The organism is Bacillus sp. 11B20, from assembly GCF_056098985.1.
This window is the reverse complement of sequence record NZ_JBLZWZ010000009.1, coordinates 882,972-897,548: the sequence shown is the minus strand read 5'-3', so window position 1 is coordinate 897,548 and position 14,577 is coordinate 882,972. Positions and strand designations below refer to the sequence as shown.

At 42.1% G+C, this 14,577-nt stretch carries 13 protein-coding genes; 6 read left to right on the top strand and 7 right to left on the bottom strand.

Annotated elements, in window-relative coordinates; genetic code table 11:
• Nucleotides 1-11: 11 nt before the first annotated feature.
• From ACN6NB_RS18825 to ACN6NB_RS18800, 6 genes are all read left to right on the top strand, one after another.
• The gene (locus tag ACN6NB_RS18825; RefSeq protein WP_058838398.1) at nt 12-1,151 is read left to right on the top strand and encodes a glycerate kinase; all 1,140 of its coding nucleotides are present in this window, start codon (nt 12-14) and stop codon (nt 1,149-1,151) included.
• Between the two features lie 93 nt (nt 1,152-1,244).
• On the top strand, nt 1,245-1,583 hold the full coding sequence (locus ACN6NB_RS18820) for a zinc ribbon domain-containing protein YjdM (RefSeq protein WP_024423969.1): 339 nt from the start codon (nt 1,245-1,247) through the stop codon (nt 1,581-1,583).
• A 298-nt stretch (nt 1,584-1,881) separates the two neighbouring features.
• Nucleotides 1,882-2,355 carry a tubby C-terminal domain-like protein gene (locus tag ACN6NB_RS18815; protein WP_474253535.1) on the top strand — a complete coding sequence of 158 codons (474 nt, stop codon included), beginning with the start codon at nt 1,882-1,884 and terminating at the stop codon, nt 2,353-2,355.
• A gap of 239 nt (nt 2,356-2,594) precedes the next feature.
• Nucleotides 2,595-3,524 (top strand): ABC transporter ATP-binding protein, encoded by a 930-nt coding sequence (locus tag ACN6NB_RS18810; protein ID WP_126682534.1) that lies wholly within the window; start codon nt 2,595-2,597, stop codon nt 3,522-3,524.
• Entirely contained in the window at nt 3,521-4,471 is a 951-nt protein-coding gene (locus ACN6NB_RS18805) for an ABC transporter permease subunit (RefSeq protein ID WP_058838400.1), read from the top strand. Before ACN6NB_RS18810 ends, ACN6NB_RS18805 begins: the two co-directional genes overlap by 4 nt.
• A 24-nt stretch (nt 4,472-4,495) precedes the next feature.
• On the top strand, nt 4,496-4,924 hold the full coding sequence (locus ACN6NB_RS18800; RefSeq protein WP_474253534.1) for a DUF4064 domain-containing protein: 429 nt from the start codon (nt 4,496-4,498) through the stop codon (nt 4,922-4,924).
• 41 nt (nt 4,925-4,965) lie between these two features.
• On the opposite strand, the gene ACN6NB_RS18795 is transcribed toward ACN6NB_RS18800, so the two are convergent.
• The 7 genes from ACN6NB_RS18795 to ACN6NB_RS18765 form a co-directional block, all read right to left on the bottom strand.
• Entirely contained in the window at nt 4,966-6,294 is a 1,329-nt protein-coding gene (locus ACN6NB_RS18795) for a CitMHS family transporter (protein WP_058838401.1), read from the bottom strand.
• A gap of 284 nt (nt 6,295-6,578) precedes the next feature.
• Nucleotides 6,579-8,645 (bottom strand): beta-galactosidase, encoded by a 2,067-nt coding sequence (locus tag ACN6NB_RS18790; protein WP_144516187.1) that lies wholly within the window; start codon nt 8,643-8,645, stop codon nt 6,579-6,581.
• Nucleotides 8,646-8,668: 23 nt separating this feature from the next.
• Nucleotides 8,669-9,877 carry a glycoside hydrolase family 53 protein gene (locus tag ACN6NB_RS18785; RefSeq protein WP_039182699.1) on the bottom strand — a complete coding sequence of 403 codons (1,209 nt, stop codon included), beginning with the start codon at nt 9,875-9,877 and terminating at the stop codon, nt 8,669-8,671.
• Nucleotides 9,878-9,888: 11 nt separating this feature from the next.
• Complete coding sequence (locus ACN6NB_RS18780) at nt 9,889-10,731, bottom strand: sugar ABC transporter permease (protein WP_041087477.1); 843 nt, start codon at nt 10,729-10,731, stop codon at nt 9,889-9,891.
• A gap of 1 nt (nt 10,732) precedes the next feature.
• Nucleotides 10,733-11,971, bottom strand: a complete 1,239-nt coding sequence (locus ACN6NB_RS18775) for a carbohydrate ABC transporter permease (protein WP_047203725.1) — start codon at nt 11,969-11,971, stop codon at nt 10,733-10,735.
• Nucleotides 11,972-12,117: 146 nt separating this feature from the next.
• Nucleotides 12,118-13,383: an extracellular solute-binding protein gene (locus ACN6NB_RS18770; RefSeq protein ID WP_039182694.1), complete on the bottom strand. Its 1,266-nt coding sequence runs from the start codon at nt 13,381-13,383 to the stop codon at nt 12,118-12,120.
• A gap of 172 nt (nt 13,384-13,555) precedes the next feature.
• Nucleotides 13,556-14,551 (bottom strand): LacI family DNA-binding transcriptional regulator, encoded by a 996-nt coding sequence (locus tag ACN6NB_RS18765; RefSeq protein WP_144489763.1) that lies wholly within the window; start codon nt 14,549-14,551, stop codon nt 13,556-13,558.
• Nucleotides 14,552-14,577 lie beyond the last annotated feature (26 nt).

The following is a 14,577-nucleotide window of genomic DNA, read 5'->3' as shown; positions in this document are numbered from 1 at the left end:
GGGCTGATAGGATGAAAATTGTGATCGCACCAGATTCATTTAAAGAAAGTTTGTCTGCTTATGAGACAGCATGTGCCATTGAACGAGGATTTCGTTCTATTTTACTAAACGCAGAGTATATCAAACTGCCAATGGCAGATGGCGGAGAGGGAACTGTTCAATCGTTGGTTGATGCGACGGGCGGGCACATTGTTCATCAAGTGGTCACGGGCCCGCTTGGTGAGCCTGTGGATGCTTTTTTTGGCATGTTAGGAGACAGTCAGACTGCTGTCATAGAGATGGCTGCAGCCTCTGGATTACACCTTGTTCCGCGAGAAAAACGTAATCCGTTATGGACGACATCGAGAGGAACTGGTGAATTAATACTTGCAGCGCTGGATAAAGGAGCGAAGCATGTGATCATTGGGCTTGGCGGAAGTGCAACAAATGATGGCGGTGTTGGAATGATGCAAGGATTAGGTGCAGCTTTCCTTGATAAAACAGGACATGCACTGACGTCAGGCGGCGGGGCACTTCATCAATTAGCTTCAATTGATTTATCTGGACTCGATCCAAGACTGCAATCCGTCCGGCTGGAGGCGGCTTGTGATGTGGATAATCCTTTAACAGGTGAGAGAGGAGCGTCTGCCGTTTTCGGCCCTCAAAAGGGAGCAGATGAAGAAATGGTTCAAGTGTTAGACAAGAACCTAGCTCATTTTGCACGAGTAGCTGAAAAGCAGTTCAATGTATCCTTTGAAGATGCAGCAGGGGCAGGAGCGGCTGGAGGACTTGGTGCGAGTTTATTAGGCTTTTTAAAAGCCGATTTGCAAAGAGGAATCGATATTGTGCTGAAAGCTGTTCATTTTGATGACATCATCAAGGAGGCAGACCTTGTCATTACGGGAGAAGGCCGAATTGACCGGCAGACCATTTATGGAAAAACGCCAATCGGCGTAGCCAAAGCAGCGAAGCAGTATAATCTACCCGTGATTGCCATCGCAGGCTCTCTTTCAAAAGACAGTGCAGTCGTACATGATCATGGAATTGATGCACTTTTTAGTATTGTTCCAGGTATTACCTCTCTTTCTGAGGCGATACGCGATGCAAATCTTCATGTAGAGAGAACAGCTCGGAATATCGCAGCTTTGTTAGAATTTGGAATAAAAAAGTAAAAGGTGAAAAATGTTTCCTTTTCTATCACATTCCTTCTATGAGAAATGTGGTAAAATCGATATAAATGATGTAGAAAGTTGGAGGAAACAAAAATGTCTAATCTACCGAATTGTCCTTCGTGCAGCTCACCTTATACATACGAGGACGGCAGTCTGCTGGTTTGTCCTGAGTGTGCGCATGAATGGTCACTTGAACAAGAGCAAGCGGCAGAGGAACAGCTTGTGGTCAAAGATGCGAATGGGAACCTGTTAAGTGATGGGGACACGGTCTCTGTCATTAAAGACCTAAAAGTAAAAGGTTCTTCATCCGTTTTGAAAATAGGAACGAAGGTCAAAGGCATTCGTTTAGTGGAAGGCGATCATAACATTGATTGTAAAATTCCTAGCTTCGGCGCAATGAAATTAAAATCAGAGTTTGTGAAGAAGATATAAACAAAAAAAGTTATACTATTAGAAATTGCTAAATCTGAGCAAGAAATAAGTATAAGAATGTTGTAGTTGTACAAAAAACACCTAAATTGTTAAAGGAAACATATCCCTTAATAAATTAGGTGTTTTATATTTTTATACAGTTTTTAAAATGATGAGGAACTATTCAAAGGAATATCCGTATATATTATTGGAATAATTTAAGCTTATCATTTCATAAATTAATTGAGTCTAAAAATAAATGGGAGATAAAAATGGAGTTTGGATATTTTAAGAAGCCTGTGATCAAAAAAACGACCAAATGTATACCAATAGTAATAAAGAAGAAATCACCATTGGATTTATAAAAAGATTTTATACAAACAAAGTTGAAAAGTTGATTGATCACATATTTGATGAGTTTTATGTGAATGTTGAAGTAATGGATTCGAATTCTAATATGATTGTAAAGGCTATTGAAAATAAATCTCTCCAATCAATGTTACGTTCAAATTGGGTGATAGAATGTAAAGATAAAGGAAGGTTATTATTAGAAGATAGAACTAAAATTAAAATAAATCCAACTATGAAATTAATAATAAATGAAACTATATACTATCTAAAGAAAGATTTTTCCAATAAACGTGTTAGATTAGAAAACTCAGAGCAGACGATAGCTGAAATTACATACGATAAAATAATACCTCCTGTAACAGTTAATATTGAAAAAAAGCAGGGTGACTTATCTTTACATCTTATCGCATGCCTCTATTATATATTTATGTTAAGAGAGTAAGCGGGGATCCTATAAGTGCATCATCATTTTGAATCCCACATTCTATAAACAGTATTTTAAATCATTACCTTAACCCTACCTTAAAAAAGGCAGATGATTCGCTAAATTTTGGCTAATCCCCTTCACAACTTTTGGGCATTGCTGTACCATATGGAAGTGTATTTCTATTTTTGACGGATCATGGTGTTTATCAGGAAATAGAATGATAGATGATACTTAGACAAAGAAGGAGAGGTAACGTGACGAACGTTTTAGAACTGCATAATGTATCTAGGCATATTCGCGGGAAAAAGATTGTTCAAGACTTGAGCTTTTCTGTCCAAGCGGGCGAAGTCTTTGGCTTCTTAGGACCAAATGGTGCAGGGAAAACAACAACCATTCGTATGATGGTCGGTCTTTCTCCCATTACATCTGGTGACATTCTGATTAATGGTCATAGTATTCAAACCTCCTATCAGCATGCCATCCAAGATGTCGGTGCCATTATTGAAAACCCAGAAATGTATAATCACTTAACGGCAAGACAAAATCTTGTTCACTTTGCCAGAATGAATGGGAAAGTGGATGAAGCGCGAATTGATGAGCTGTTAGAGCTAGTCAGCTTACAACATGTGAAACATAAACGTGTGAGTACATTTTCATTAGGAATGAAACAGCGATTGGGCATTGCGCAGGCACTCATACATAGACCGAAACTGCTAATCTTAGATGAACCAACCAATGGGCTTGATCCTGAGGGGATTCGAATGATACGAGATTACTTGAGAAGGCTTGCGAAGGAAGAAGGGCTGGCTGTTATTGTTTCAAGCCACCTCATGTCAGAGATGGAATTGATGTGTGATCGCTTTGCGATTATCCAAACAGGAAAGCTAGTTGCCATTGAGGATCAGCGTGCTGAGACGAAGCAGGATGATTTGGTTAATTATCGAATGAAGGTAGCAGCTGGTGAGCTTGAAGAAGCACAGAAGCTCATTGGTGCATTTGAGGAAGGCGTCACTGTAAGGGAAGAAGAGCAGTACTTATTTTTCTCTATGCTAGAAGAAAAAATGCCAGAATTAATTCGTCATTTGAGCAGCGCGTCTATTCATTTGTACGAAATCAAAATCGAAAAACAAACCTTAGAAGATAAGTTCTTAAGCTTAACAGGTAAAAAGGAGGCAGACGTATGATTCGCCTCATTCAAAACGAGTGGATGAAGATCAGTTATCGTATTGGTACTTGGATTATGGTTGGGCTTCTTGTATTAGGTATGGTTGCCACGCTGATCTTTGCAGTGAAAACAAATGACAAAGATCAAGCTTCAGGTGATTGGAAGACTGAACTGCAAGCGATCAATAAAGCAAACAAGGAAGAATTGAAAGAGGATAATATAGGATTTTATAAGAGATCCCTTGAAAGCGAAATAGCAATCAATGAGTATCGAATCAAGCATAATTTACCTCCTGTAGATCAATTCGGTAAAAATGCATGGACTTATGTGAAGATCAATGCTGATTTGCTTCAGCTGGTCGGTGTATTTGTGATTATCATTGCAGCGACGATTGTCTCGGCTGAATATAAGCATGGTACAATTAAATTATTACTCATCCGTCCACCATCAAGAATGAAAATTCTTTTATCTAAATACTTTACCGTTCAACTTTACTCTCTATTTCTGATCGCGGTCCTATTTATCCTGTCATTTATTCTAGGTGCGATCTTCTTTGGACTTAATCATGATTATGTGTACTTGTCCTATCAAAATGGTAAAGTCATTGAACAATCTCAGCTTACAAATATGGTGTCATATTATTTGGCACATTGTGCTATGTTTGTTGTACTAGGAACACTTTCTTTTGCCATTTCAACGGTATTTAGAAGTGAGGCCCTTTCTATTGCGATTAGTGTGTTAGCTTATATTGTTGGAGCATCCATCACAAGCATTTTGATGTTCTTCTTTGATTGGGCGAAATACTTATTGTTTGCCAACGATCCTGCACAATATTTCGCGGACACACCTACTTTTATCGAAGGTATGTCTCTAGGATTCTCATTAATCGTCCTAGTCATCTATTGGGCTATTTTCTTAGCCATTGCCTTAATTGTCTTCCAAAAGCGTGAAGTGAAAACAGGTTAATTTAACTTTTTAGGAGGTTTACACATGATGAAACGTAAAGGTGAAAAAATTATGGGGATTATTAGTATTGTCCTCAATGCCATTGGTGTTGGGTTTGGGGCATTAATCCTTTCTGTAGGTCCATCTTTTTATGATGAAATCAATGAAGTGTTAAAAGAGGAAGGAGAAACATTGCCGATCGAAACGCTTCAGGCTTCGGTTCATGCATTTGGTACTCAGTTCATGGTCGTTTCCACAATTGCGGCTGTGCTGTCGATTGTCGGTGTGATTTTCTTGAAAACTGACCGTCGTGCCGTGCTATCAGGTATTCTTTTCTTGGTTTCTGCTGTGACTCTTTTAATTGGAACAGTTGGCCTTGCATTCGTTCCAATGGTTCTATTGTTTATCATTGGATTAATGTCTCTTATTAGAAAGCCGAATACAGACATTCACACAAGTGAATATCCTTCATAATGATAGAAAAGACATGCGCATATCCGCGCATGTCTTTCTTTTTAAATGATGCCAATCAGCATCGCCACGAACAGAAGGATAATACTGAATCCCCACATCCAAAAGAAAGAGTAGCGGATGTGTTTCCCCATATCAACCCCTGCAAGACCTACAGCGAGCCAAACAGCGGGAGCAAGCGGGCTGACAAAGGTTCCGATGATGTTCCCAATCATCATGGCATATGCCGCAGAAGTGCCTGGTACGCCAACTTCAGATGTAATGGATTCAACAATTGGCAGAAGGGCGTAATAATAGGCATCTGTACTTGTCAGCATATCCAGAGGCACCCCAAGCAGCCCAACAATGATATGTAAAAATGGCAGCAAGAAGGCTGGTAAAATGTGAATACTGTCCACAGCAATGGCTTTCAGCATCCCCGTGCCTTCAAGAATTCCTAAAAATGACCCTGCGGAGAAAATGACAGCCGCCATCATCAGCGCACTAGGTGCGTGTGCCTTAATCCTTTCCATTTGCAGATTCACATTCGGAAAGTTAATCAATAGTGCCAGTGACAGGCCAATCATAAACATAAAACTAGCAGGAATCACGTTCAACACGAGAAGCACGACAACAGATACAAATAGGATAAGGTTGACCCAAATGAGATGATAACGCTTTAAAGAGGCGTCTCCCGTTTCACTAATAGACTGAATCGCACGATCCCAATCTGCGCCTTCTAGTTGAACCGCAGCTATTTCATTTGCAGCAATTTTCACCCGAATTCGTTTTTCTTCCCTTTTTCCTAAAATGAATGCCATCCCTAATACGAGCACAACGCCAATGAGCTGAATTGGAATGAGCGGCACCCAGAGTTCAGAGGGATCCATATTCAGGACACTTGCTGCCCGTCCAGTCGGTCCGGCCCATGGAATCATATTGGTTAATCCGGCACTCGTCCCGATTAATAACAGCAGTAAATAAGGACTCATATGTAATTTTTTATAAAGCGGAAGCAGTGCAGGTACAGTTAATAAAAAGGTCGTAGCCCCTGCTCCGTCTAAGTGTGCGATAACCCCAATCAAAGCAGTTCCCATTGCAACTGTGACAACATTTCCTTTTGTCAGCTTGATTAAAGCTTTAATTACAGGTTCAAAGAACCCTGTATCTTGCAAAATGCCAAAAAATAAAATGGCGAAGATAAACATGGTCGCCACCGGTAATACTTTGATAATCCCTTCCTCAAAGAAGGTTTGAATGTCATTGATCCCAAATCCCGCGATGAGTGCCCCTATTAAAGGCACCATGACCATGGCGACAATTGGACTTGCTTTCCCCCAAATCAGCAGCACAACAATCGTTAAAATAATCAACAATCCAACAAACGTTAACATAAGCCCCTCCCCCTGCAAATAAACCGTTTACATTTATCTATTCTTTTCATCCAATGCACTCCCATAGGTGCATTGAAAAAAAAGATTATCAAATTTATGAGTATGAAGCAACCGCTTTCATACCTATACAATGGTAAAAAAGGATGGAGAGACCAGTCGTAATGCGGCATCAAATATTGCAAAAAAATTTAGATAAAAAATAACTAATAAATTCACAGCGATAAATATGGGTATATATACTCATTAAAATCAAAAAGCGCCCAATAAATGGACGCTTCTTTCAATTATTTTTTCAGGATGACGTACTCGTAAGGATCAAGTTGAAGCTGCTCAGGCACTTGCTGGCCAGTCAGTATATTCTCATAGCTTGCCTCTGAATCTAGTGACATGTTCTGCTGCTCTTCTGAAAAATTCATCAAAAACACATAGTCCTGCGTACCGTCTGTTCGTTTTTGTACACTGACTCCTTCTGGAATTGCAGTGGATAGGACGGGCTGTATGCCAATGCCTGCGATAAGGTCTTCGTAAAACTCATCATAAAAAGCCTGTTCATTTTCTGAGGCCATATAGTATGCCTTCCCTTTTTCTAATGAACGTACAGTCAGGGCTGGCTGTCCTTCGTAGCAGCCATTCTCAAAATGCCCTAGCACAGAGGCCGTTTCAGGATGTATGGATTCGCAATATTGTCCGACATGATAGGTGCGTCCATTTCCTGTCGTCATTAACACATGTTCATCTGGCATCAATGTGTTGATTTCCTCTGCCCAAATGCCAAGTACATGGCGGAGAGGACCAGGGAAACCGCCGAGGAAACAGAGATCATTTTCATCGACCATGCCGCTCCAGTAAGTCGCAATAAAAATGCCGCCCGCTTTGACAAAGGCTTCAATTTTTTCTGCAACGCCTGGTTTGATCATGTAGAGCATTGGCCCAATAAGCACACGATAGGATGAGAAATCCTTTTCCATTCCGACAATGTCAACAGGAATGCCCTTTTTCCAAAAGCTTCGATAGTGAGTTTGACAAGCCTCTACATAGCGTTTGTTTGTATTATTTAAGCCTTGCGCATCATCAATGGCCCAGTGGTTTTCCCAATCGTAAATGATGGCAACCTCTGGCTGAACGGATGTGCCCGCAATTGGCTGCAGCTGCTCCAGTTGTTTTCCTAGATCAGCCACCTCTTGAAACACGCGCGTATGTTCATGACCGGAATGATCAACAACGGCACCGTGGAATTTTTCAGAGGCGCCTCGGCCTTGCCGCCACTGGAAATAAAGCACGGAGTCTGATCCGTGTGCAATGGCCTGCATGGCAGAAAGGTGTGCCATGCCTTGATGTTTGACCTTGTTCACTTCATGCCAGTTCACAAGGCTCGGCGTACTCTCCATGACGAGAAACGGCTGTCCGTCCTTTAATGAACGATACAAATCATGTACAAAGGCGACGTTTGATGCTAATTCGGCAGTTGTTTCTCTGCCGCTATGCCAAGCAGGATAGCTATCCCACGAGATCACATCGACCTCTTTAGCAAATTGATGATAATCCAGCCCAAGGAATGGACGCATATGCGGATAATCACCCATAAAGTTCGTGGTTACTGGGATATGAGGCGTCAATTCCCGCAGTGGCTTAATTTCATTTTGATAAAAATTAATCGTTTGCGCTGTGACAAAGCGCTTCCAATCCAGATTCATGCCGTGAATCATGTGCTCCCCGTGTGGTGCGGGAGACTCGATTTGTGACCAATCACTATACGTGTGGCTCCAAAATCCTGTCCACCATGCTTGATTCAAAGCCTCAAGATCATGATTGTATTTGTCCTTCAAATAGTCTCGAAATGCTTCCTGGCAAAGATCGCAATGACACTCGCCGCCGTACTCATTTGAAATGTGCCACATGATCAGTGCTGGATGATCCTTGTAGCGTTCCGCAAGCAGCCGGTTGAGTGTGTTCGTTTTCTCTCGATAAACCGGAGAGGTGAAGCAATGATTATGGCGCAGTCCATGTAAGTTACGCTGACGATTCGCTTCGACGCGCAATACTTCTGGATATGTTTGCGACAGCCAAGCAGGTCTTGCCCCGCTTGGCGTAGCGAGAATGGCGTGTGCCCCCTGCGCTGCCAAGCGGTCCATAATGTCATCCAGCCAAGCAAAGTCATATTGACCTTCTTTTGGCTCTAGCTTACTCCATGCGAATATGTTGATGGAGAATGTTTGACAGTGTGCAAGCTTCATTAATCGAAAATCTTCGTCAATGATCTCTGGCATATGGAGCCATTGATCTGGATTGTAATCGCCACCATGCAAAAAGCCTTTCACATTTGGGTGAACGAGTGGGTAACGCTTTCCCATTTTGTCACGTCCTATCCTTTTAGTTACGGTGTCATTTGTTTAAATACATCAAGAGAAGGTAGTGCTTTTCCGTTGAAATCAAACATCGCTTGATTTTCCCACGCATTTCCGACAGTACCGGTGGTTTGAATATAAGCGAGCCCGTATTGACTAGACCACGGAGCACCTTTCGCTGGAATCCAAAGCGGCTCCCAATAAAAGAATCCTTTTCCGCGGTTGTTGTTTACTTTTGAAATCTTTTCGGATAGATCTCGTATAAAAGATGCCTGGCCTTGAGGTGAGGCTGGATAGCCGGCTGTGTTGACAGAGTCTTGATTAAATGAGTTATCTAGGTTGTCACCGTTTGCTGTCGTAAAGCCGTAAGCAGTTTCCACCACGATGACGTCTTTGTTATAGCGGGCACTAATATCATTCATATTGGACGTAAGACCGCTAAAGCCGCCGTCCCAATACGGGTAATAAGATAAACCGATTGTATCGAATGAGACGCCTCGTTTTGTGATTTCATCAAACCACCAGCGGGATGCACCATTGTCTCCGCCATGTGCAAGGTGAAGCATGATTTTGATGTTTGAATCGACAGAGCGGACGGCATTTGTGCCAGCCTTTAGCAAAGCAGCGAGCCGGTCAAATTCACCACCGCCTTCACCCCAGCTTTTTCCGTTTGGCCACAGCATACCTGAGTTCAACTCATTCCCGACCTGAACCATATTCGGCAAGGCATTTTGCGCTCTCATCGCTTTGAGCACATCGCCTGTGTAAGTGCCGACTGCTTTTTCTAAATCACTTTGTGAGAGGGACGCCCACGCTTTCGGTTTGAATTGTTTACCAGGATCCGTCCAGAAATCACTGTAGTGAAAATCAAGCAGCACTTTCATATTTTGTGCTTTTGCACGTTTCGATAAAGCGATGGCTGTATTGAGATCATTTGTCCCGCCGTTATAAGCACGGCCTTGATTGTCATATGGATGGTTCCACAGTCTGATACGCACATAGTTGACGCCTTTATCCTTTAATAGCTTGAGCGGATCAACCTGCTGTCCGTTCTGGTTGTAGTATCTGCCACCGCTTTTCTCTACTTCTGCAAGCATAGAGATATCGGCTCCTTTGATGAAATCACCTTGCAATCCATTGATCGGCTGAACAGAAATCGCATCTGCCTTAGCTTCAGGCAAAACACCTAACCCTATCAGAAAGAAAAAGGCAACAGTGACAAGCAACCATTTTTTCATCAAATCTCCCCTTATCCTTTTGTCCCGCCTTGTGTGAGACCGGACACAAATTGTTTTTGTAAAACAAGGAACAATAAAGCGACTGGAATCGCAATGAGTAAAGCCCCGGCTGCAAAGGTCGTGTAGCTGGCACCCATTTTATCTGACACAAGATTGTACAGACCGATTGGGAGCGTATACATTTCGGGTGAGCGGACAATAACACTGGAAATGATGAAATCACCCAGTGGACCTGTAAATGAGTTGATTGCGACAACGGCTAAGATGGGCTTAGCGAGCGGCATAATAATTTGGATGAAAATCCGGAAATGCCCTGCGCCATCCATTCTGGCTGATTCATCGAGATCCTTCGGAATCGCATCAAGATAGCCTTTCATTAAATACGTATTCATCGGAATTTGTCCACCTGCATAAATCAAAATCAGGGCAAGGTGGCTATTAATGAGTCCAAGCATTTGAGCAAGAACAAAAATCGCAATCAGCGCTGAAAATTGAGGAATCATTTGCAGCAGCAAAAAGAGCATCAGCCCATTTTTCCGTCCTTTGAAGCGGAATCTGGAAAAGGCATAGCCTGTAAAACTAACAAGAATCAGCGTTAAAACCATAGTGGCAATACTGATCTTCATTGAGTTCCAATACCATTTTGCATAAAGTGCTCCCTGACCGAAGAACAGCTCGGTGAAATGGCTGAACGTTGGATTCTTCGGAAACATACTGGTACTCATCAGGCTGTTCCCAGGGTTAAAAGAAGCACCGATCGTCCAAAGCAGTGGATATAGAATACAAATGGAGGCAATGAAAAGGATAAAATAAGTGATGCTCAGGCGAATGAGCTTGTTTTGTTTTGATCCCATATCACATCATATCCTCCTCTTTGAATGAATTCGTTCTCTTAAACTGCCAGAGTGCAATGGCGATGACAAAGATTGAAAGTAAGATCGTGACTGCGGCAGCAAGTGCATATTGAGAAGACTGCATCGTGAGTTTGTAAATCCAAGAAACCAAGATGTCCGTTCCCCCAGCAGTTGAGCCAGCCACAGGCGGTCCTCCGCCATTAAATAAGTAGATGATATTAAAGTTGTTAAAGTTAAACGTATATTGCGTGATTAATATAGGTGCAATGGAATAAAGGACAAGCGGTAACGTGATGGACCGGAATTTCTGAAAGAAGTTTGCCCCATCAATGGTCGCAGCTTCGTATAGATCTTCTGGAATCGCCTGCAAAACACCGGTTGTCATAATGAAAACAAAAGGGAATCCAAGCCAAGTCTGCATCGCGATGAGGGCGATTTTGCTCCAAAATGGATCTGTTAGCCATGGTTTTGGATCAATCCCAATCGATGCAAAAAGTGTGTTGTTAATGGCTCCAAATGTATCGTTGAACAGTCCGGCAAACACCAAAATGGTCACAAAACCTGGAACAGCCCAAGGAAGAATCAAAATCGTTCTAAAAAAACGTTTTCCCTTTAAATCCTTCTGGTTGAGCAGAACCGCTAGAAAGATGCCAATGGCACATTGAAGGGTCGACGCAGCCAACGTCCATACGACGGTCCAGCCAAGTACATCAATGAAAGTGTCTCTCCAAATATCAATTGAAAAGATATTTTGAAAGTTCTTGATCCCTACCCAATCAATCAGATTGGCAGGAGGCGAGTGGTATAGATCGTAGTTCGTAAAAGCCAGCGCAAAGCTGAACATAATAGGAAAGACAACAGAGAATAGAAGTAAAAAGAAAGCAGGAGTGCTCATTAAGTAAGGAAAGCCTTGGTCGATAAGCTGATGATATTGAGCTCGGATGGAATGAAGCGGAACCCCTTGATCACGTTTTTTTCCGTTTATAAAAGCGTCACGCATCATGAGTACGTAAAAGCCGATACCAAAACCAGCTGTTAACAGTGCAATAATCCCTTTTGCCAAAAGAAAAACAGAGTTGTCACGAGGCAGCATCGTACCTAGTGTGAACAGCCCCCAGAAGCCAATATTAAATAAATCATAAAATACGATGATAAAAGAGACGCCGAATAGGAAAAAAAGTGCCCCTTTGCCGTACTGTTTATTGTATATCTGCCCCATCCCGGGTATAAGGGAGAACATTAGCGCCCGTCTCCGGTGTGTCTTTGATTCCACTATGTGTGTGCGGTCTAGTTCAAGGTTACCCGTCACGTCTAACACCTACTTCATATGAAATTAGATCAAATACGGGCAGCTTGATAGACTTAAAGGCTACCCGTGTTTGATAATTATTTGGAGTGATTTGCTTTGATTTGAGAGTCGATTTGATTGACCGCATCATCAAATGCCTTTTTCACATCTGTTCGTCCGGTTGCAATGAGGCCTAATGCGCTGTCAATCGGCTTCCACACCTCTGCCATTTCAGGGGTATTCGGTGTCAGCGTGGCATATTTCGTTTGTTTTGAAACAGCATCCGCATTGACGTTTTCAGTAATAATTGGATCCTTCATCAGCTTTTTCACTGGTGGAATTTCCTCTGTTACTTCAAATCGCTTCTTCGAATTTTTTTCATTCGTGATAAACTCAACAAATTTCTCAGCAAGGTCTTTATTTTTAGAATAAGAGGAGACGTTGTAGCTCTTTACACCTAAGAATGAGCTCATATGCTTTCCATTAGGGAGTGTTGGCAGCTCTGTTACGCCATAGTCAATTCCAGCTTCTTTATATGGACCAAATGACCATGGACCAGAAATGACAGCTGCCGCCTTTTTCTCTGTGAATAAGGAGTTGAGGACATTGATTCCTTGTTCACCAATGATACCTTTCGGGAAAAGTCCTTCGCTAAAGAATTTTTGAATGTATTTTCCGCCTTCGATGGCGCCATTGTTGTTCAGGCCAATATCATTCACATCATAGGAGCCATCGCTTTTCTGTTTGAAAATATAGCCCCCTGATCCGCCTAACACACTTTGTGCATAGTAAATTTCATCCCATTTCGCAACAAAACCGTATTTCCCGTCTTTTGTCAGCTTTTTCGAAAGGTCATACCAGTCATCAAGTGTAGTTGGTGCCTTTTTGACAAGGTCTTTGTTATAGAAAAGCACAGTCGTTTCAACGGATTTCGGAAGGCCATACAGCTTGCCGTCTACCGTTTGTGATTGAATGGATTCGTCTGTAAAGGAATCGATTACTTTTTGATCAGGCTTGATTTCCTGTAACAGCCCCTCAGTGACAGCTGATCCAATTTGATCGTGAGGCATTGTGATGACGTCTGGGCCTGTCCCGGCTGCTCCATCAAGGCGGAGAGCTTCGATTTGGTCAGCATACGCTTTTTCGACCACTTTGATTTTCACATCGTTTTGTTTTTCGAATTCTTTTACAGCGTCTTGAATCCCATCAGACTTTTTGACATCCTCCCATACTAGCAAGGTCTTTGTACCTGTAGATGCTGGCTGACTTCCGCTTGAATTGTCGTCTCCTGGCCCGCATGCTGAAAGTAGAAGCACAGCAGTACCAACGACTGCTGATAATGTCGCCCATTTTCCCTTTTTCATTGGTAATCCCCTCTCGTTCTTTTTTCACAGATGATAAGAAAACGCTTTCTTAATGTGAGAATATCAACTTAAGTAAAAAAAGTAAACATATTTTATTAAATTTATTAAGTAAAATTTTTTACTCATATAGAGAGAAAAGAAGCCCTCCACATTAGGAGGGGCTTCCAGTTGATTATATGGTGCTTTTTCGAAAAACAGGCTCTGAGGCAATCAGAACAGTTTTAGGCAATGTTCTGCCGTCCACAAGTCTTTCTAAAAGTAAATCGATCGCTGTCTCACAAAGTAATGACGTATGGATATGATACGTGGTGAGCGGCGGCGACACATATTGAGATACATGAATATCGTTGATACTAAAAACGCTGACGCGATTCGGCAGAGAAAATCCGCGCTCATTTAATGCTTGTAAGCAGCCGATGGCAAGAGGGTCACTAGCGACACAAAAAGCGGTGGGCAGATCATCACCGAGCTCATCAATCGCCTTCATCATGAGCGCATAGCCTTCATCGACTGAGAAATGGTGGCCGATATAGACCAATCGCTCATCAAACATATGGCGGGCAAGCATGTATTCACGGAAAGTCGTTTCACGAATATCTGGAATGTGCACATTCGTATTGAGGTCAAGATCTGTGCCGCCAATGAATCCAATGGATGAGTGTTCTTTTTCAATAAAAGAATCGACGATCTTTTCAACAATTCGTTTCAGGTTCGGCTTTACAGAATCAAAACGATCTTCATCCGGTGTCGTATCAATAAAGACAATGTGCGGAGTGACAGCATATAATTGGTCAAGCTCTGACGTTTTAAATCGGCCGATGGCGATGATCCCTTCTGTAGCAGGATCAATGGAATGAAGCCCATCAGAAGGATTGTAAGCGGTGACATTTAAGCTCCGAGTATTGGTGAGTTCCTCAATGCCGAGTCGAATGGATTTAAAATAAATATCTTCAAGCTCTTCCTTTTCGGTCATCCAATAGAGAAAGGCGATTTTTTTTAATGAATGTTTGAATGTCTTCTTTTGGTAGGACAAAGCTTCTGCGGCGGCATATACTTTTTCGCGTGTTTGATCGGTGACAGATAGGTTGGGATCTTGGTTCAGTACGCGAGATACCGTTGCAATGGATAAGCCTGCTTTTTCTGCAATGTCCTTTATTTTAGCTGCCAAATCAGCACCTCCTATAGAAAATATCT